This is a genomic window from Acetobacterium carbinolicum, from assembly GCF_047456275.1.
GTDB classification, from domain to species: Bacteria; Bacillota; Clostridia; order Eubacteriales; family Eubacteriaceae; genus Acetobacterium; species Acetobacterium carbinolicum.
On sequence record NZ_CP173357.1, the window covers coordinates 2,551,475 to 2,572,082 of the forward strand.

Annotated in this window: 19 protein-coding genes; 1 reads left to right on the forward strand and 18 read right to left on the reverse strand. The window is 41.9% G+C overall.

Annotation, left to right across the window (positions count from 1 at the left end):
• Positions 1–83 precede the first annotated feature (83 nt).
• The 16 genes from ACIZ62_RS11845 to ACIZ62_RS11920 all read right to left on the reverse strand — a co-directional run bounded on the left by ACIZ62_RS11845 (position 84) and on the right by ACIZ62_RS11920 (position 16,080).
• Complete coding sequence (locus ACIZ62_RS11845) at positions 84–734, reverse strand: class I SAM-dependent methyltransferase (RefSeq protein ID WP_204355442.1); 651 nt, start codon at positions 732–734, stop codon at positions 84–86.
• 289 nt (positions 735–1,023) lie between these two features.
• Positions 1,024–1,257 (reverse strand): thioredoxin family protein, encoded by a 234-nt coding sequence (locus ACIZ62_RS11850; RefSeq protein ID WP_111886449.1) that lies wholly within the window; start codon positions 1,255–1,257, stop codon positions 1,024–1,026.
• 27 nt (positions 1,258–1,284) lie between these two features.
• Positions 1,285–2,157 (reverse strand): universal stress protein, encoded by an 873-nt coding sequence (locus ACIZ62_RS11855; protein WP_111886448.1) that lies wholly within the window; start codon positions 2,155–2,157, stop codon positions 1,285–1,287.
• A 91-nt stretch (positions 2,158–2,248) separates the two neighbouring features.
• Positions 2,249–2,788: a permease gene (locus ACIZ62_RS11860; protein ID WP_111886447.1), complete on the reverse strand. Its 540-nt coding sequence runs from the start codon at positions 2,786–2,788 to the stop codon at positions 2,249–2,251.
• Positions 2,785–3,267 carry a permease gene (locus ACIZ62_RS11865; RefSeq protein WP_242988731.1) on the reverse strand — a complete coding sequence of 161 codons (483 nt, stop codon included), beginning with the start codon at positions 3,265–3,267 and terminating at the stop codon, positions 2,785–2,787. The genes ACIZ62_RS11860 and ACIZ62_RS11865 overlap by 4 nt, the downstream gene beginning before the upstream one ends.
• A 25-nt stretch (positions 3,268–3,292) precedes the next feature.
• The gene (locus tag ACIZ62_RS11870) at positions 3,293–4,219 is read right to left on the reverse strand and encodes a cation diffusion facilitator family transporter (RefSeq protein ID WP_242988551.1); all 927 of its coding nucleotides are present in this window, start codon (positions 4,217–4,219) and stop codon (positions 3,293–3,295) included.
• Between the two features lie 57 nt (positions 4,220–4,276).
• Positions 4,277–5,281: a permease gene (locus ACIZ62_RS11875; protein WP_111886446.1), complete on the reverse strand. Its 1,005-nt coding sequence runs from the start codon at positions 5,279–5,281 to the stop codon at positions 4,277–4,279.
• A gap of 31 nt (positions 5,282–5,312) precedes the next feature.
• Positions 5,313–5,672, reverse strand: a complete 360-nt coding sequence (locus tag ACIZ62_RS11880) for an ArsR/SmtB family transcription factor (protein WP_111886445.1) — start codon at positions 5,670–5,672, stop codon at positions 5,313–5,315.
• Between the two features lie 296 nt (positions 5,673–5,968).
• Positions 5,969–6,373, reverse strand: coding sequence for a response regulator (locus tag ACIZ62_RS11885; protein WP_322519674.1), 405 nt, complete (start codon positions 6,371–6,373; stop codon positions 5,969–5,971).
• Between the two features lie 64 nt (positions 6,374–6,437).
• Positions 6,438–9,494 (reverse strand): PAS domain S-box protein, encoded by a 3,057-nt coding sequence (locus ACIZ62_RS11890; RefSeq protein WP_162624362.1) that lies wholly within the window; start codon positions 9,492–9,494, stop codon positions 6,438–6,440.
• A 59-nt stretch (positions 9,495–9,553) separates the two neighbouring features.
• Positions 9,554–10,024 (reverse strand): chemotaxis protein CheD, encoded by a 471-nt coding sequence (locus tag ACIZ62_RS11895; RefSeq protein WP_111886442.1) that lies wholly within the window; start codon positions 10,022–10,024, stop codon positions 9,554–9,556.
• Positions 10,025–10,032: 8 nt separating this feature from the next.
• The gene (gene cheB, locus ACIZ62_RS11900) at positions 10,033–11,082 is read right to left on the reverse strand and encodes a chemotaxis-specific protein-glutamate methyltransferase CheB (RefSeq protein WP_111886441.1); all 1,050 of its coding nucleotides are present in this window, start codon (positions 11,080–11,082) and stop codon (positions 10,033–10,035) included.
• Between the two features lie 59 nt (positions 11,083–11,141).
• Positions 11,142–12,821: a methyl-accepting chemotaxis protein gene (locus ACIZ62_RS11905; RefSeq protein ID WP_111886440.1), complete on the reverse strand. Its 1,680-nt coding sequence runs from the start codon at positions 12,819–12,821 to the stop codon at positions 11,142–11,144.
• 48 nt (positions 12,822–12,869) lie between these two features.
• Positions 12,870–13,376, reverse strand: a complete 507-nt coding sequence (locus ACIZ62_RS11910; RefSeq protein WP_111886439.1) for a chemotaxis protein CheW — start codon at positions 13,374–13,376, stop codon at positions 12,870–12,872.
• Between the two features lie 17 nt (positions 13,377–13,393).
• A complete protein-coding gene (locus ACIZ62_RS11915; protein WP_111886438.1) occupies positions 13,394–15,472 on the reverse strand; it encodes a chemotaxis protein CheA in 2,079 nt (692 codons plus the stop codon).
• Between the two features lie 17 nt (positions 15,473–15,489).
• On the reverse strand, positions 15,490–16,080 hold the full coding sequence (locus tag ACIZ62_RS11920) for a TetR/AcrR family transcriptional regulator (protein WP_111886437.1): 591 nt from the start codon (positions 16,078–16,080) through the stop codon (positions 15,490–15,492).
• A gap of 258 nt (positions 16,081–16,338) precedes the next feature.
• Between ACIZ62_RS11920 and ACIZ62_RS11925 the strand changes: the two genes are divergently transcribed.
• On the forward strand, positions 16,339–17,961 hold the full coding sequence (locus ACIZ62_RS11925) for an NAD(P)/FAD-dependent oxidoreductase (RefSeq protein ID WP_111886436.1): 1,623 nt from the start codon (positions 16,339–16,341) through the stop codon (positions 17,959–17,961).
• A 119-nt stretch (positions 17,962–18,080) separates the two neighbouring features.
• Here the strand turns inward: ACIZ62_RS11925 and ACIZ62_RS11930 are convergent, their stop codons facing one another.
• Together ACIZ62_RS11930 and ACIZ62_RS11935 are read right to left on the reverse strand one after the other, a co-directional pair.
• Positions 18,081–18,548, reverse strand: a complete 468-nt coding sequence (locus ACIZ62_RS11930) for a flavodoxin family protein (protein WP_111886435.1) — start codon at positions 18,546–18,548, stop codon at positions 18,081–18,083.
• A 381-nt stretch (positions 18,549–18,929) separates the two neighbouring features.
• A complete protein-coding gene (locus ACIZ62_RS11935; RefSeq protein ID WP_414150207.1) occupies positions 18,930–20,600 on the reverse strand; it encodes a formate--tetrahydrofolate ligase in 1,671 nt (556 codons plus the stop codon).
• Positions 20,601–20,608 lie beyond the last annotated feature (8 nt).

The window sequence follows — 20,608 nt, forward strand, 5'->3', positions numbered from 1 at the left end:
TCTATAGTCTCTATTTTTTTATTGACATCGATGCTTTCCTTTCGTATTTATCTAAACTTTATTGCGTTATATCGCTAAACTCTTTAGCTTTTTCTGAAGGTAGAATAACGATGATGATTGGTATCAATCAGTTCTAGTCCGGTTTTTTCGGCAATTACTTCAAGTGTTTTAACCGTATAAAAGGATCGATGGGACTGGTCCCGGACATAATGCCAGGTTCTAAAAGCGTTATTATCATTATGATGAAAAAGCGTCATGATTGATAAAATGCCCTCGTCTTTGAGCAAACTTTTAAATAAGCTGAAATACGCCAGCGGATCATCCAGATGTTCCACCACTTCGGTTGATGTCACCAGATCATATTTTTTTCCAACATAAACCTTTTGAGGTGAATAAAAGTGATCATAAATATCCATGATCAGACCATAATCCCGTTCCAGTAGCGTGGCTAACACCGGTGAGGGACCACTACCAAAATCCAAACCATAACCCGGCTTGGGGTAATGGTTAAAGACCGCCGCGTCAAGAAATTTTTTAAAATAGGCAACATAGCGGGGATCTTCAATGGAATTTTCATGGGTTTCATATATTCCAAGTTCTTCTTGATGACTAAGTTTCAGGTTTTCGTCTTTTGCGACAAACTCACAGGCTTCGCAATAATAATAAGCCGCCCCAAGGGTTTCGATAACAATTTCCCGGGTTTGGCTACCACAGATTTTACAGTGATGGTTCAAAATAACTCCGTTCTATTTACACATAACTAAAAATGACTCCTCCGTACTGGAAAATCATTTTTATCGTATCCTAATCTAAATTGCTATTATAACAATTCTTTACTATAAATACCAGTTTTTATCTTTTTTTTAATAGTCATCGCTTAATATTTATGCTATTTTTAAAATTTACATATCGTTATATTAAAGGAACATATGCACCTAAATCAAAGTAAACGCAAATTAATTATAATTACTAGCAACTTAAAAAGATCAGTTTGCCCATAATCGAGCTACTGATCTTTTTTTATTAGGAATGTAAATATTTCTTGAGTTCTTTAACTGAAGGGATCTTGCCTGCAAATTTCACCTCTTCATCTACCACCAACGCTGGTGTTGACATAATCCCGTAGGCCATAATTTCCTCCATACTTTCCACTTTTTCAATCGATGCTTCAATCTCCAACTCTTTTAGTGCTGCTCTCGTGTTAGCTTCCAATTTTTTACAATTTTTACAACCTGGTCCCAATACTTTAATAATCATATCATTTCTCCTTTAATCTATTTTATACTATTCCCGATTAGCAGGAATTAATAGCATCGAAGAGGACGAATGTCTGGCCACCTGATGGCTGACACTCCCTAAAAATACTTCATTTAAGAAGCCCCGCCCTTGCGAACCCATAACTACCATAGAAATATTATTTTCCTGAACTGCTTTGATAATCTCTCCCGCGGGCAAACCGATTGGCAGTTGCACATCAACTTCCACATCTCCAATTGACTGTAGTTCTACTTTCATCGCCTGAAGTCTGGTGTTGTCCAAACGGATAAAATCCGAAAGGCTTTCTTTAAGATAGGGTTCTACCACTGCTTTGTCGATGACATGCATCAACGTAACCTTTTTTACTCCATCTGTTACCATTTTTTTGACAACCTCAAATGTTTTTTGGGCGTTTTCAGAGAAATCAGTGGGAAACAGAATATGCTCAATCAGATTACAGGATTTCATCAATTTCAAACGTGCCTCCGGTTCATTAACAATTCGGATCAAAAGCACCGGTTTTTGGGCATGAAGAATCACTTCGTGGGCTGTACCACCAAAGAAAACCTCCCCGACCATCGAGTGTTCCGGAGCTCCCACGACCATCATGGAATAATCTTCTTGTACGGCAATGCGATTGATTTCGTTTTTTATATGACCCGTCACAACACGGGTGTTAACCAGATACCCCATTTTTTCCAGCAATACTTTCTGTTCATTGAGATTTGCTTCAGCAACAGCCGTATAAAACGACGAAATTCTTGAATCCAGGTCATAGGGACTCAGACATTGTAACAATAGAGATTCTTTTACCCCTAACTCTTTCACGCTTTCCAGACAATGAAGCATATTAAAAGCAGCTGGTGACATCTCAGACGCAATAACAATTCGACTAAACATGACAATACTTCCTTTCTAAATCGACAAAACATTACTCTTAAATTACCCGATCTATCATGATTATAACGATACGTCCATAAACAACCGTTTTTTAGTCATCAAAATGTTCCGCATTTTCATAGATCACCTTAATTTCATCTCCTTTCATCAATGCAGATAAAATAAATGCAATAATAATAATTCCGGGAATATCAATCAGTAATCGGGTGATTGCAAATTTTGCGCCCATCGATGTCATTTCAAACAAGAACATCGGTATTTTTGTTGTTGACCAGGCTCCGATAAAAATCATAACATTACTGAACTTCACCCCTTTTTTCATAAAAACAGCGGCAATCGGAAATGCCCCATATAGCGGTCCAGCCGCTGCCGAACCGATAAAAAAGGCTAGGATAATTCCTTTTAAACCAGAGCCTTCGCCCATATATTTAATCATCGTTTCCCGGGGAACCCAAATATCCAGAAGCCCCAGCAATACAAAAACCGGCGGAATCACCAAGACCATCTCTTTTAAAGAATAACCAGTAACGCCAAATGCTTTTATCCCCAGGTCGTTATTAAAAAGCGTAATGACCAACATAATCCCTAATACAACCAGAAATGCGCGATAGCGTTTTACTATTTTTTTCATAGATTCATCACCACTCCAATCACCAATGCCACCACAAAAGAAAATAAAAATGCCAGAACATTTCGATAGATCGTTAATTTCTTGCCGAAATATTTTATTTCAACCGGTATAGTCACGATCCCTACCATCATGAGTGCTGAAATAAAGGCACCAATTTGCATATAACCAGCCCCACCGTCTAAAAGCAATGCTGTCATTGGAAAGGCTACAAATCCGGGAATCAAGGTAATCGATCCAATAACAGCCGCCAGAATCACCCCAAACCAACCAGATTTATCACCAATAATACTTGAAATCATTTCCGGATTCATAATGGCCAGCAATAAACCGACCAGTAAGATCACCACTAGAAATTCCGGCAAAATATTTTCAAACGCTTTCCAGGCTTTTTTTAATGCCATTTTTGTTTTTTTCTTATCTTTATAAAACGAGACGAGCAACAGCACACCCGTAACAACATAAAGTGCAATATTCACAATTTCTCACAACCTTTACAAAATTAATTTATTTAAACAACCGTTTATCACAACATTTGTCAACTTCCGCCTGTAATGTCACATGATAAATACCTTCTTTTTCTTTAAGTAAATGCTCAATTTTATCAGTAATGAGACAAACCTCAGATAACAGCATATCTTCCATTTCGACATGCGCTTCAAAGTAAACCGTTTTTTCATCAGACATCCAAGTATGAACATGATGAATATTTTTAACCTTTTCCATTTTTTCAATTTCTGTTTTGATAGCCTCGTAATTCAGAGGCGCCGATGACTGCATCAGAATATTGACCGTTTTTTTGATGATCTGCCAGGTTTCCCGAATAATATAGATCGAAATCAGGGCTGTGATCAGCGGATCAATCCAAATGATGCCCCATAACTGAATCGCAACACCCCCAATCAATACACCAATCGATGAAACCGTATCACTGATTAAGTGCAAATAACTGGATTTGATATTTAAATTATTGTGTGAATCTTTTTCCAATAAAAAAACGGAAATAAAATTGGCGATCAGTCCCACAAAGGCAACAATCATCATCATCAACCCATTAATAGTCTCTGGTGACTGCCACCGTTTGATGGCTTCAATAATCAATAAAGCCGATAAAGCCAATAATACGGTTGCATTCACCAAGGCTGCCAATATTTCAGCGCGTTTATATCCATAAGTTCGCTTTTCATCCCGGGATTTTTGAGCAAGTCGATTGGCAAAATATGACATTGCAATGGCAATCGTGTCACTTAAGTTGTGTAGTGCATCAGATAGCAATGCTAAACTGCCCGAAAGAATACCGCCGATTATTTCAGTCATCGTAATAATCGCATTTAATACCGTCACCCAAAATATTTTTTTGCCGGACAGATTGGAATGATCATGGGTGTGCCGATGTTTTTCGTAATCATGGTTTTGGGTATGATTATCTTCCACGGTACTTCACTTCTCTTTCACTATTTTTATCTTTACTAAAATGTTTGTTTAAGTTCTTTACAAAAACAGATAACCAAAGGCGTTGAAACTAAAGCCGATTATCAAAATCCCAACCGTAACAATTCCTGCAAAAATCACCAGCAATTTTGTTTTGACCACCTTCTTAAGCATGATCATTGATGGTAAAGACAGTGCCGTTACTGCCATCATAAATGCTAATACGGTACCAAGACCTGCACCTTTAGAAACTAGTGCTTCAGCAATGGGAAGGGTCCCAAATATATCCGCATACATGGGAATGCCAACTAACGTTGCAATTAGCACCGAATACCACTTATCTTGGCCAAGAACTGCTGAGATAATTTCTTCCGGTATCCAATTATGAATAACAGCACCAATTCCAACCCCAATCAAGATATATAACCACACCTTGCCGGCGATCTCCAGAACCTGATCTTTTGCAAAACCGATGCGATCTTTAATTGTCAATGTTTCCTGATCTGTTTCAATCATCTTATTACTGTAAACAAAGGGTTCGACATAGTCTTCAAGCTTTGCTTTGCCAATGATGGTCCCGCCTAACACCGCCAGTATCAAACCAACAATGACATAAGCAATGGCAATTTGCCAGTTAAAAATGCTGGCCAGTAGAATAACCGAAGCCAGATCCACCAGGGGCGATGAAATCAGAAATGAAAAGGTCACACCAATAGGTAATCCCGCACTGGTAAAACCGATGAAAAGTGGGATCGATGAACAGGAACAAAAAGGCGTGATGGTCCCCAGCAATGCCCCTAATATATTGGCTGGAATGCCTTTAAAATTGCCCAGTATTTTGCGGGTTCGTTCCGGTGGGAAAAAACTTTGAATATAAGAAATCAGAAAAATCAGAACAGATAGGAGGATGAATATTTTAATAACATCATAAATAAAAAACTGTAAGCTCCCCCCTAGTTGACTCTGGGTATCCAGTCCAAATACATTTTCCACCAATTGAGCGACTAAATAATTAAGCCACTCCATTTTCAACAATTGATTATTCAACCATTCAAATACAAACATGAGATCATCTCCTAACTTATTTAATAATTTTTTACTGTTTATTCAACCGATGATTACAACATTGGTCGAGCCATTTTAGATTACCATCATTTCTGTTTTGATCAGTGACAAGCTGCGGATAATCCTCAAGATTGTCCAGAATATCGTTCAAGATATGTGTTAAAATCATATTGTCATTTCTTAACTGATAAAAAATATATTTCTCTTTTCGTTGTGAAGTAACGAGACTTAATTCTTTTAATTTTGCCAGGTTTTTGGAAACATTTGGTTGAGAAACATCTAAAATATAACTAAGTTCACAAACACACAACTCACTTTGGGTAAGCAAAAGAATAATGCGAAGCCTTGTCTCATCTGACAGAACTTTAAAAATATTAATGAGTGATTTCATTGCAGATTCCTTTCATATTTTTGGATAAGTCTGTTTCTATAATCACATGCTTATATAAGCATGTGATTATATTACACCTGTTATCAACTCTTGTCAAGCTACATATCAAAATTAGCCAACTAAAAATATATCACGACATAAAAAAGCAGCTGTATCATAAAGTACCCTGATACAGCTGCCACTAAACAGTATTTTTCACATCACTTGCTGCGATTATTTTTTAGTTCACCAACATATTTCGTTCACGCTATTCGATCATATTTTCATTAAAATCACACCGATAAAAAGACTTTGTCTTACTGATCGACTTTGATCACACCTAACTTATTCATGACCTCAACCAGTTTATCCGTATCAACCGGCTTGGCCGCATAAGCTTCACAGCCCAAATCAAAGGCGGTATTCACAAATTCGGTATCGGCCAGCGCGGTAATGATAATGATTTTGACCTTTTCTTCAGGCAGAATTCCACGTTGCACTTCAAAATCGCGGATGGCTTTAAGCACCTTCACCCCATCTACCTTTGGCATCATAATATCCAAACAGATGAGATCATAGGGGTCTTCTTCTTTAATCGCGATGAGATACGCATCCAAGGCTTCCATTCCATCTACCACAATATCGCATTCTCCATACTGAGCTAAAAACTTCCCTAAAAAGCGTCGACTTACCATGTCATCTTCTACAATTAATATTTTCATTTTATTCCTACCTTTCTTACATTGAATCTAATGTCTTTTGTCACTTTTAGATTGTCCGATTCTTTTATACTGTTCTTTTGTATACCGAATAAATATGATTAATCTGATCGACCTTTTCGGCTGCGGCTTCAAAATTCCCCCGTCTAATATCCAATTCTATTTTAAAAGCAACCACCTTTAAGTCTTCAATGTCTAAAGCAATGGAAAGCTTTTTGATCTGATTTGCCATTTTTTCAAATTCCGCTAATTTCCCGGCTGCCACCTGATCATTTAGCTCATCGATCAACTCCGACAGTTGTTCTTCTTTTTCAGCATCAGTTACCTTGCCACTCTGAAGAACTGGGGCCTTCTTTTCCTTAATCACAATTTCCCCATTAGCACCGATATACATTTCAAAATCGCCGGTCTTCCTTGTCTCTTCCTTACGGTTGATGCATTTTTCAATTTCCTCAACCAGCTTTTCTACTTTAATCGGTTTTGATATGTAGCCATCCAACCCCTGGGACAAAAATTTTTCCCGATCTCCGTGGAGCGCATAAGCGGTAATAGCCAACACCGGAGTATCCTGATTGATTGCCCTGATCCGCTTAGTGGCTTCAATACCATCCATTTCCGGCATTTGAATATCCATTAGAATAATATCATAGCTGTTTTTTTTAACCATTTCCAGTGCTTCAAAACCATTCCCGGCAATATCTACCCCATAACCACATTCGTTGAGCATCCGGGCAATAACCAGTTGGTTAACCTTGTCGTCTTCAGTCAGAAGGATTTTATACTGCTGATTGATCTTAAAATAATCAGGCTGTTTTTCCGATTGTCGCTCTTTAATGGAACCCGGCTCAAAGGTAAGCTGAAAATAAAACCGACTACCAACGCCCTCTGTACTTTCGATCCAGATTCTTCCGCCCATCAGTTCCACCAATTGCTTGGTTATCGCAAGCCCCAAACCGGTTCCCCCGAAACGGCGAGTAAAGGAGCCATCCACCTGGCTAAAGCTTTCGAAAATCCGTTGCCGGTTTTCTTCCGCAATCCCGATGCCAGTGTCTTCCACCACAAAAAGAAGTTCAACCAGATTATCTTTTGCCGCCAGTCTCTTAACCTTGACCCACACCTCACCGGTATCGGTAAATTTGATGGCATTACTGATCAGGTTATTGAGAATTTGCTGAATCCGATGAAAATCCCCCATCACATATTGGGGTACAGACGCTGAGAACGCATAACTAATTTCAATACCCTTACCTGTCGCTGCCGGCGACTGAGCTTTGATTGTGTGTTCCACCAGGGCTTTAATGTCACAGTTTTTCTTTTTGATCTCCAATTTTCCTGCTTCCATTTTTGAAAAATCAAGGATATCATTGATCACATTGAGTAGAGCATTGACGCAAGTTTTGATGATTTTGATGTTCTCCTGTTGTTCCTGATTCAAATTGGATAAACGCATTAAATTGACCATCCCAACAATCCCATTTAATGGCGTTCTGATTTCATGACTCATATTTGCCAAAAATTCACTTTTGGCCTGATTGGCACTTTCTGCTTCTTCCTTAGCCAATTTTAATGCCTGCTCCACAGCCAGTCGCTCGCTGATATCGCGGACAATCGTAATAGCTACCTTTTTCCTATTTAAATAACAGTGGCTACATAATAGCTCCACTGGCAGGGTCGTGTCGTCTTTTCGTTTAGCTAAGGCCTTGATGGCAATCTGACTTTTTTCAAGCACCTCTTTACAATATTTCTCTGCCTCGATGGTTGAGTCAATCAATTTAAAAACGGGATCCGCAAATCTAAAAAACTCCTCGTAGGCGTAATAAAACATATCTCCAGCAGTCTGATTGACTTCAATGAGTCGACCATGGGAGCCATCTTCATTAATATCCTGAACAAAAATTGCGTCAGACGAATTGTGAAAAACCTGACGAAACTTTTCTTCACTGTCAACAAGGGCATTTTCAGCATTTTTCCGTTCAGAAATATCTCGGATAATACAGATAATCACCCGTTTTTCATTCATTTTTGTGGCTTTAGCACTGACCTCAACCGGAATCAGGGTACCATCTCTCCGTTTATGAATGGTTTCAAAAAAGACGCCATCCTTATCCCCATGCTCCATTTCCTCAATCGCTACAGATTTTCCACCTTCAATTAAATCAAAGACTAAAAGGTTTAACAGTTCTCGTCGCTTATAGCCATAGAGCTGGACAGCAGCATTATTGGCATCGATTATTTTGCCGTTTATTTCGACAAAAAGAATGGTGTCTCGAACCTTTTCCGCCAGCATTTTATAACGGATCAGTCCCTCTTCCAGTTTTTTTCGATCAGTAATGTCAATTCCAATGCCAATATAACCACCATAACTTCCATCCTCTTCAAAGGATGGACTGTAAATGCCCTCAAGCCAGCGATAATTACCGCTGGCATGCAGAATACGGTATGAAACACTGAAAGATCTTTTACTACGAAAGGCCTGATTCTTCATTTCCAGATAAAAATTGCGATCCTCAGGATGAATCAAGTCCATCCATTTTATTCCCAGATAGTCTTCGTTTTGCTTACCGGTAAACAAGAACCAACCGCGGTTAAAGTAAACCACATTTCCTTCCCGGTCCATTTTCCAGATCAAGGTAGGAAAGTTTTCAAACATCCGGTAATAATAATCCCGGGACTGTTCCAGAGATAGCTCTCGATTCTTGCGCTCAGTAATATCTTCGAAGGTTACCACTGCATTTCTTATATGTTCCCGCATTAACGGGGCAACGCTAACTCTGAACCAATAATCATTCTCCTCATCGTCAACAAAAATACTTTTCTTAAATTCTATTTTAATCGGTTCATCTTCGAACTCCAGAATCTTTGTTACCGCATTTCTCAGTTCACAGAACTCACAAGACGGGTCAAAGCCGCAACCGCGTTTGTTTAAGCGGCTGCTTTTGCACTGTATCGCATTGCCAAAGTGTTTTCCAATAAAGTCTTCTCTTTTCCGATTGAAATAGTTAAGCAGTGGCTCATTGACATTGGCAATTTTTGCCTCTTCATCCATCACCACTACTCCAACTGAAATAGCATTAAATTCCTGAACGAACTTATCTTCAGTATTCAACCGCTTCTCTTTCAACATTTTGTCACTTCCTTTATACATGCATCCGGTTATTCACAACCGCCATGATATGACAACCTTTAGATAATCATATTTTGGTGCCAGATGTTAATATCACCACTGGCGACCTCCAGCTCAATAGTACGACTGACCGTAGCACCCGTTTCTTCATAGTGAATACCTAAATCCAACTCATCAAGAATCTTTTTTGTAACTTCTAGGTTATGTCGACCCACGTTAAAGGTATCATTCTTACGCAAGGATTCGGCACCACCAAAAATTCGAATCACCAATTCATTTTTCTGACATCCGTATTCACTGGAAAACTGCTTTATAAAGTAAGGCAACCCCGTGGTGACATAATAACAATAGCGGTCAACCGCATCCTCCCTTCGGGCTGGTCGAGGCAGGGCAATATGGATGATCCCCCCCACTCTTCGGATCGGAGAATAAGCTGTAATTCCCAGACATGAACCTAACGCAAAGGTCTTAATCTTATCATTTAATTTGTTGGAAATGGCCATTTCACCGATTCCGATAATTTTTGTCATCGTTTCACCTATTCCTTTAGTGCTGTAAAAATGTGTTGATGGATATTTTCCAGCGCGGATTGGACTGATACAGCGCCCATATTATAGGCGACCTTGTTCATACCATACACAACTGAAGATGCCTCATCCTGACCGATGGTATAACCACCTTTTCGTCGGATCTCCAAAAGACCTCTGGCACCATCACTACCCATTCCCGTCAATAGCACCCCAATAGCCCGATGGCCGGCTTCCCGGGCAACGGAATCAAAGAGCGTATCAACTGACGGACAGTGACCATTAACTTTTTCGCCAGCAAACACTTCAACTCGATACTTTACACCAATTCGCTTAATGCGCATGTGCTGATCTCCTGGAGCAATATATACCCTTCCCGATTCCAGATAATCCCCGGATTGGGCTTCTTTACACTGTAAAGGGGTCTGGGCATCCATTCGTTCGGCAAACATCTTTGAAAACACCGGAGGAATATGCTGAACAATCAGAATTCCCGGAGAATCCACCCGCAGGTTTTTAAGAATGTGATAAATTGCTTCGGTGCCACCGGTGGACGCACCAATGGCAATGAGCCGGTCTGATGACCGCCCATTGCCAGATATTTGCTGGATATGATTGTTTTCGATTCTTTGGAGAATCGGCTTTTGCACTGGAAGGATCACCCTGCTCTTTACCGCCAAGCGGATCTTCAGGATCAACTCAAGAAGAAAGTCTTCAAAGGTTTTTGAAGATACGCCATTCGGCTTTTCTACAAAATCCATGGCTCCGACTGCTCTGGCCTCAGGGCCAATCTTAGGATTACCACTGACAATCACCACCGGGATAGGATATTGGGGTAACAACCGTTTGATAAATTCGACACCACTCATTTTTGGCATTTCCTGATCACAGACAATAAGATCCAAATCGTATTTAAGAATTTTATCGCGCGCATCAAAGGCATCACATGCGGTAGCAACGACCTGAATCTGCGGATCAACGACCAGTTTTTTAGCCACCATTTCCCGGAATGACTGGCTGTCGTCAACGATGAGTACGCTGATCTGATTTTTCTTTCGCAATTCTTCTCGTCCTCTCTACCCGCTTGAGAAACCGTTGTCCCCATTTCTGGGATCTAATTTCAGTATTTTCCAAACTCATTATCGGTTAAAGCAATTTTATTAGGTTTTGACGTCGCATTATTAACCGGCACTTTCCGATTTGGGCGGCTTTCGATTGCTAACTCTTCATTTTGTCGATAGCCATACCGGCTATTTTTTTTTAAAGCAAATCGTGCTGCCTGTTCTCTTAACAACTCTGCCTGACTCGATAATTCTTCGCTGGCTGAGGCACTTTCTTCTGATGTTGCCGAGTTCATTTGAACAACTTCAGACACCTGCATAATACCCTGGTTGATCTGGGAAATGCCAATCGCCTGTTCGTTGGACGCTGAGGCAATATTTCCCACAATGCCAGAAACTTTCGCCACATCGTCGACAATCATGTTAAGGGATAGCGCTGTGGTTGTGGCGATTTTTGTGCCATCATCAACCTTTTTAATGGACCCTTCAATCATTCGGGTCGTTTCTTTGGCAGCATCTGCCGATCGGGCGGCCAGGTTCCTAACTTCTTCGGCAACTACTGCAAATCCCTTGCCATGCTGCCTAGCCCGGGCGGCTTCTACAGCAGCGTTTAAGGCCAAAATATTTGTTTGGAAAGCAATCTCATCAATGACCTTGATAATCTTAGAAATATTTGCTGAAGATTCATTGATTTCTTCCATCGATTGCAGCATCCGTTTCATTTCATTGTTCCCTTTTACGGCGTTTTCTCTGGTCAGTTCCGCCAGTTCATTCGCCTCACCGGCATTATCAGCGTTGAGACGAGTCTGCGAGGCAATTTCTTCAATCGAAGCAGTTAGTTGTTCAATTGAGCTGGCCTGTTCGGTAGCACCCTGGGATAAACCCATACTGGAATCGGCAATCTGTTTGGAACCAGCAGCCACCTGTTCGGCGGCGGAATCAATGTTGGACATAATGTCATTAATATGATCGGTCATTTTTATAAAAGCCAATCCCAGCTCGCCGACTTCATCACGGCTGTCAACTTTCACATCCACATCCAAATTCCCATTGGCAATTTCCTCAGCTGAATCAACCATCCGTCGTAAGGGCTTGCTGATCCCATTGGCAACGATCAATCCCAATCCCACCGCTAATGCAATTCCGACAATGATGAGAACGATCATCACAGCACTCTGGGTCGTAAAGTTTGCGGTATTCTGTGTAAGAATCGCTTCGGAAAGTTTTGTGTTGTAATCAATAAGACTTTGAAGATCCTTATCGACGGTTTCTCGTGCCTGGGTTACACCAGCAAGTTCTGCCAGTGCTTGATCATATTTCTGGGCTTTGACCAATTCCAGATTAGCATTGCGCACATCCCGGTAGGTCGCCATGTTTTCAATCAGCGTATCATAAAGGGCCTTATTTTGATCATCCTGGATGGTCGCTTCATATTCTTTTATTAGAACATTGTCACTTTCTACTGCCGTAACAATAGCATCTAAACGGGTTTGCAGGGTTCCCGGATTGCGTTCATAAACGGCCAGTAACTGATTGGCCCGGATATCTTCCAGGGCTGATTGAACATTGGCCAATTTTTGAGATGGCACCAAATTGTTATAGTACATGTTTTCCGACTGGGTATTAATGGTATTCATGGTATAGATGCCAAATACCCCCACAATTCCGGTTATTACCGCAAGCAAAATAAAACAGGTGACCAATTTTTGTTTTATTTTAAGATTCCTAAAAAATTCCATCTCGTGTTTCCTCCATCTGAGTTTTTATTTTGTTCCTATATACACAAATCAGGCTTCTTGAACGTGATTTTCCATTTCATCATCCTCAAGCAATTTCTGGCAGTCCAGAATGAGTTTTACCGCATGACCGACTTTTCCAATTCCTCTCACAAATTGCCTACCGTCGGTTTCATCCAAATCTGGATGGGGAACAATATCTTCCTCAGGAATGGCCACTACCTCAGCAACACCATCGACAATCAGTCCCACCGTGATATCTGAAATCTCGACAACGATCACGCAAGTTCGTTCATCGTATTCCCGTTCCGGTTTCCCAAACCGCAAGCGCACATCCACCACCGGAATGATCTGTCCCCGGAGACTCATAATCCCTTTGACATACTCCGGTAACTCCGGCACTTCGGTTATTTTCTGAATCCCGATTATTTCTGTAACATAAATAATTTCAAGACCATAGGCTTCACTGTCCAGATTAAAGGTTAAATACTTCCCTTCTTCGGTTTCATCATCCTCTTGCAGCTCCAGTTCATCAAATTCATCAAACGCTTCCGCCATCGTTTCGCCTCCTTTACCTAATTTTTAAGCCGTTTCTGGGTAACTAGTCCATTGACATCCAGTATCAGGCTGATGTTACCATCTCCCAGCAAGGTACACCCGGCCAGACCATCAATTTTTTTCATCCGCCGAATATACTTCGGCAGCGTTTTAACCACGACCTGCTGCTCGCCCAATAGTTCATCGGCAAAAAGACAGGTGGTTTTCGTTTCTCCTTCTAGCATAATTAAAATGCCGTCTTCAATCTCGGTTGCTCCAGTTTTAACCTTGTAATGCTCTTTAAGTCGCATAATCGGATAACACTTGCCCCGGATCATAATCATTTCGTTTTGATCGGTATCCCGAAAGATCTCCTGAGCCTTGGGAATAAAGGATTCTTTAATGGACATAATCGGCAGGGTATAACAGGTTTCACCAACCCGGATATTCATGCCTTCGATGATGGCCAACGTCAGGGGAATTTTCAGGGTAATGACGGTTCCCTGTCCTTCGACACTTTCCACCAGAATGTTTCCGCCCACTGCCTCAATATTCTTAGCTACCACGTCCATACCTACCCCCCGACCGGAAAATTCAGTAACCGCTTCCTTGGTCGAGAAGCCTGGTAAGAAAAGCAGGTTGAACACTTCAGTATCGGTCATATTAGCGGCTTCATTTCCGACTAGTCCGTTTTCCATGGCTTTTTGAAGGATTCCGTCGCGGCTCAACCCCTTACCATCATCGCGGATGATAATTAACACCTCGCCGCCGGCATTTTTAGCTTCCAGAGTGATGGTCCCGGTCCGGGGTTTGCCCTGGCGAACCCGATTCTCAGCAGCTTCAATCCCATGATCAGCGGAATTCCTGACAATGTGCATCAGTGGATCACCGATCTGCTCAATAATGTTTTTATCTACCTCGGTTTCTTCGCCCAAAATTTCGAGGTTAATTTCTTTCCCGAGCTTTTTGCTGATATCCCGGACAATCCGGTTCATTTTAAAAAAAGTAGGTCCTAAAGGAACCATCCGAATGGACATGACCATATCCTGAAGTTCATTGGTTATTTTTTTGAGCTGCCTGGCCGATTTGCTAAAATTATCCAGCACCAGGCCTTTAAGGTCCGGATTCTGGGTGACCATCGCTTCAGAAATGACCATCTCACCGACCAGATTCATCAGTTTATCCAGCTTTTCAACGCTAACCGAAATGATACTCTGGCTTTGGCTGCCATTATTTACTGGTGCCTCTTTGTTGATAACACAAGCTGTTATGGTTTCTTTCGGTTGGGGGACACTAATTGTATCCTCTGAAAGAAGACCACAGATCGCTTCCTGGATTTCCTGTGTCTGATCCAGCTCAACCATTTCGAATTGATCGATAAATGCCAAGCTGCGAAAAAAAGTCGCCAGTTTTTCTTCGGACTCCAGGGTATCAATTTGGAGAATGAAGCCATCCCGTCTAATCGTCTCCACACAATCCGGATCATTAATGACGTCTTCTGGAGTGCTTTTAAACGATTCGGTAATCTCCTTTAAATTATGAACCACGGTGAACGCCCGGATATTTTCCATCCCGCAGTCTTCATCGAATCGCAAAATGGCCTGATAGGTTTTTAGCTCACTGATTTTTGCCGCCTTGTTCGAGCTGATATAATATTTTTCTTTTATCGGTTCGTTGTTAATCACCTGGGAATCGGTCAGATTATTACTTTCTTTGAGCTGCTTAAGATGCTCTTTGATCTTATCTGTTAAACTTTTCGGATCGCCGTCGGCTTCTACCCCATTTTTTATTTTTTCCAGCTCCAGTTTCATAAAGTCAATGCCTTCAAGCACCAGATCTGACAGCGTTGATACATCAATAACTGCTGGCTTTTCTTCCCGAATAAAGTAAAACATATCTTCGGTGGTATGCGCCAGCACCGACATGTTATTGATCAGCATCATCGCTGCTGAACTTTTAATGGTATGCATGATTCTGAATATCTCATTGATAATTTCGCTGGGATAGCTGCCCAGGGCTTCGGTCTTAATCACCGACTGTTCCATTTGTTCCAATTGCTGGGATGTTTCAAAAATAAACACTTCCTGCATCGGATCATTCATATATTGATCTGCCAATCGTGTCCCTCCTTTTCTCAGTTTTTCATAAAACCGCTTAAAATTAATTCAACCATTTCCGCTGATTTTTCTTTGATCGAAAAGCTGTACGCGTTCATTCGCCATTTCAGACAAATTTCCTTGCTGCCGCCAGTGAGTATATTTTCAAGTACCGCCGGATCAAGATTTGTTCGGATCAGATTCTGATCGATGGCTGCTTGAATGGTTTTTGTAATAAAGTCGGATCGTTTATAAATGATTGAACTAACTTTTTCGGATAGTTTTGCATCGCACATCAGGCTGTCATAAGCTTGAACCACCACCGTTATTTCCGGGTAGTTCTGATAATATTCGGCATAGGCGTTATAAAAATAACGAATCGTTTCAAGTGGCAAAAAGTTTTTTAAAACACAGGTTTCAATGATGGCATCATCATACTGGGAAAAATGATCCACCACTGCCAGCATAATATCTGTTTTCGTCTTGAAATGCCGAAATAGAGTCCCTTCTGAAACACCTTCCTGTTTGGCAATCAATTTTGTCGATAAATTTTGAAGGCCAACGGCATTTAAGGTTTGGATGGTTGAAACGATGATGCTTTCATGTCTTTTTATCAAAGATTTTCCCATGTCGCCCCTCCTACCGGAGTGATTACTTACTCCTATATTTGAATTATACACTTTTCTACTTTATTGTCAACTTTTAATGTGAAGTTTCGACGTTTTTTTTTGTGCTGATTAAAGAAATTTTTATCGGCAACACGCACTCTTTTAGCAGTTCTTCATCATTACTGTTAAACGAGCTTAAAACGACCCCACTATATTTTTTGATTTTGATAAAAGCCATGTTATAATGGTCTCCATTAAATAATACTATAGGAGGATCGGATGATTCGAATTTCCAATCTAAAGCTTGAAATCACGAAGGCTAAAAATAATGATACTGAAGCAGCAGCATTAAAAAATGCCCTTCTGACCAAACTTAAAATTAAACCCAACGACTTAATCACCTTTCAAATATTTAAGAAATCCATTGATGCCCGCAAAAAAAGTGCCATTGCCTATATCTATTCGGTGGATGCCAGCCTCAAAAATGAGGGGGCCATTCTAAAAAAATGCGGCAAATCCGGGGTTATCCCCAGTCCGGATTTATCCTATCAACCAGTGACACCAGGGAATACCACCATGGGACACCGACCGGTGATCATTGGCCTGGGCCCCGCTGGTCTTTTTGCTGGTCTTAACTTGGCTAGAAACGGATACGCGCCGATTATTCTTGAACGTGGGGATGAGGTGGATATCCGATCCGCCAAGATTGACACCTTCTGGCAGACTGGAGAACTGGATCCCGACAGCAATGTCCAATTTGGGGAAGGCGGCGCCGGAACCTTTTCCGATGGTAAGCTAACCACCCTGATTAATGATCCCCGCTGTCGAAGTATTCTAGAAGCGTTTATCGCAGCCGGAGCGCCGGAAGAAATCCGCTATCTCAGTAAGCCCCATATCGGCACCGATCTGCTCCGCGAAACGGTAAAAACACTCCGCAAGGAGATCATTGCAAATGGTGGTGAGGTACGCTTTCGGTCCCAAGTGACTGATTTTTTGATTGAGGACGACCAACTCACTGGATTAATTATCAATGAGCAAGAAACCCTTAACTGCCAGGTCGCTTTGCTGGGAATCGGTCACAGTGCCCGGGATACCTTTTATACCCTTCATCATCGAGGCGTCACCATGACCCCAAAAGCATTTTCTATCGGCGTGCGGATTGAGCATCCCCAGAACCTCATCAATAGCGCCCAATATGGTCAAGCTGCCGGCACAGTGGGACTGGGGGCTGCGGATTATAAGCTTTCCTATCATTCCCCCAATGGCCGCTCAGCTTACACCTTCTGCATGTGTCCCGGCGGCTATGTGGTAGCTGCTGCTTCTGAAGCAAACGGGGTTGTCACCAACGGCATGAGCGAACACCGACGCGATGGTGAAAATGCCAATGCGGCCTTGCTCGTCGGAGTGCAACCCGAAGACTTCGGCGACAGTCATCCCCTGGCCGGAGTCGCCTTTCAGCGTAAATGGGAAACCCTGGCCTTTACTCTGGGGGGCCAAAATTATCATGCCCCGGCACAGTTGGTGGGCGATTTTCTGGCGGATCGACCCAGCACCCATTGGGGGCAGCTTAAGCCAACCTATGCCCCGGGACTTAAGCTTGCTCAATTGAAAGACTGCCTGCCCGATTATGTGGTCGCCACCATGAAGGAAGCCCTGGTTCATTTTGATCAAAAGATGACTGGCTTTGCCATGGATGACAGTGTCATGACCGGGGTCGAAACCCGCAGTTCTTCGCCAGTTCGTATCAACCGCAACGATGATCATGTCGCCAATATTTCCGGACTCTATCCGATGGGTGAGGGCGCTGGTTACGCCGGTGGAATTATGTCTTCAGCGGTTGACGGAGTTAAAACTGCCGAAAAAATCATCAAACGATATGCCCAATTAAATCCGCCAAAATAAAACTTTGTATTTTCCATCCTCATCGCTCACATAAAAAAGCTCCTGAAGATTTTTTCTCCAGGAGCACTTTTTTAACAAATTACATTATCTCAAATTTTTAAGCCTAATCCTGATGACCCTTAAACGGCTTTTAAAATTTCTGCAATTAAGCCCTCAATCTCTTGCTCTCTTTTTTTATTTTTCCAGCTGACAATAAAGGACTTTTCCACCGTGCCATCTTTTACTGCCACTGCAGATTTGATCTGTCGATTGGCCTTGTTTCCACCAGTAATTTTAGAAGCTAACTGCTTAGTAACAAAACTAAAGACCCGTTTGCCTTGAAGAGATGAAATTTGTTCAAGATATTCCGCCATTACTCCCGCCAATGAGAAGGCCCATACCGGACTGGCAAAGATCACCACATCATAGGGCGAAACATCCGGCTTATTGGTAAATACAATCGGTGGCTTAACACCAGGAGCATCATCTTCCGGAATAACCTGTTCAATTTCTACCTCCAGCCCTTTATCTGCCAGAGCATCTCTCAGCCTTTTGGCAACTGAAAACGTATTGTTGGTTTTGGAAAATACAATAATGCCAATCTTCATTCTACTCTCTCCATTCTCTTAAAAATTTGAACCTGTCCAGAATACAAATAAAGTCCCCATACTTTTAATCATTAATAATTCTCTTATTGACACTAAGGTACCTCATTTTATTATTTTTTACAAGTCTTTTCTTTGATTCAGATAAGCGTTTTTTGGTTTATTCCCAAAATTCCTGACTAATAAGCTAACAGCCTGAAACTATTTTATAACCTGTTTCGCAAAAAAAACACAGACTCACAAGCACGTGATCTGTGTTTTTTATGTTTATTACTATACCGAAAAACCGTTTGATCGGATAAATTGCTGATTTGCGCATGTTTTATCACCGGCTCAATCTTTGTGCAAACGCCGCGTGAACGCTTCCTCACGCATTCATTATAATTAGGATAGTCCGATTATTTCACCATCTTCGGTAATATCCATACCATTTGCAGCAGGCACCTTAGGCAGACCTGGCATGGTCATTATGGTTCCGGTGATCGCCACTACAAATCCGGCTCCAGCAGATAGTCGCACTTCTTTAACATGGATATTGAAGTCTTGAGGTGCGCCTAATAAGGTTTGATCATCTGAGAAGGAATATTGAGTTTTCGCCATACACACTGGTAGGTGGTCAAATCCCAGGGCCACAATCTCGTCCAGTTGTTTTTTAGCTTCTGGCTCGTATTCTACCCCATCCGCCCGGTAAATTTCTTTGGCAATGGTTTCGATTTTCTTTTCAAGCGGAAGTTCAAGCGAATAAAGGGGTTGATATTGAGATTCACCCAGGTCACAGAGTTTCACTACTTCTCTGGCCAGTTCCTCGCCACCTTTTCCGCCCTGCGAAAACACATCAGAAAGGATCACCTTGACATCTTTATGTTCGCAGGCTTTCTTTACCGCATCAAATTCTGCCTCCGTATCGGTTGGGAATTTATTGAGTGCGACAACAACCGGTACCTTGAATTTTTGGAGATTTTCCAAATGTTGGATCAGGTTAGCACTTCCTGAGGTGACGGCTTCTACATTTTCTTTGGAAAGTTCTGTTTTAACAACCCCACCGTTCATTTTCAGCGCCCGGACAGTGGCAACGATGACCACCGCATTAGGTTTAAGCTCGGCGTAACGGCATTTAATGTCAAAGAACTTTTCTGCTCCCAGATCCGCTCCAAATCCTGCTTCGGTGACCACATAATCCGCCAGCTTCAAGGCCGTTCTGGTGGCCAGAACGGAGTTGCAACCATGGGCAATATTAGCAAAGGGACCACCATGGATAAACGCCGGAGTGTTTTCCAGCGTCTGAACGAGATTGGGTTTAATTGCATCTTTAAGTAGCAATGCCATGGCACCGGTGGCTTCCAGATCAGCCGCTGTCACTGCTTTACCCTCGGTATTATAAGCCACAATCATTCGGCCCAACCGATCTTTAAGATCTGTGAGACTGGAAGCCAGACAGAGGATCGCCATAATTTCTGATGCTACGGTAATGTCATACCCGGTCTCACGCTCGACTCCATTGGCCCGACTTCCCTGAGCAACGGTGATCATTCGTAGAGCCCGATCGTTCATATCCACAACGCGCCGCCAAACAATCCGGTCCATATCAATATTTAGTGCATTTCCCTGGTGGATATGATTATCCAAAAGTGCTGCCAGCAAACTGTGAGCCGAGGTTATCGCATGGAAATCACCGGTAAAATGCAAGTTGATATCATCCATCGGGACAACCTGGGCGTATCCACCACCAGCTGCTCCGCCTTTGACTCCAAAACAGGGTCCCAATGATGGTTCTCTCAAGGTGGTTATGGTTTTTTTGCCAATATAATTCAAGGCCATTGAAAGACCTACATTAGTTGTTGTTTTTCCTTCTCCCGCCGGGGTCGGATTAATGGCCGTCACTAGGATAAGCTTCCCATCTGGCTGATCCTGGTTGTCTTTTAATACCGACAAAGATACCTTGGCTTTATGATTGCCATAAAGTTCCAGTTCATCTCCAGTGATCCCCAATTTTTCGGCCACCTGTGCAATCGGTTGCATTTTAGCTTCCTGTGCGATCTGTACATCTGTTTTCATCCTGTCAT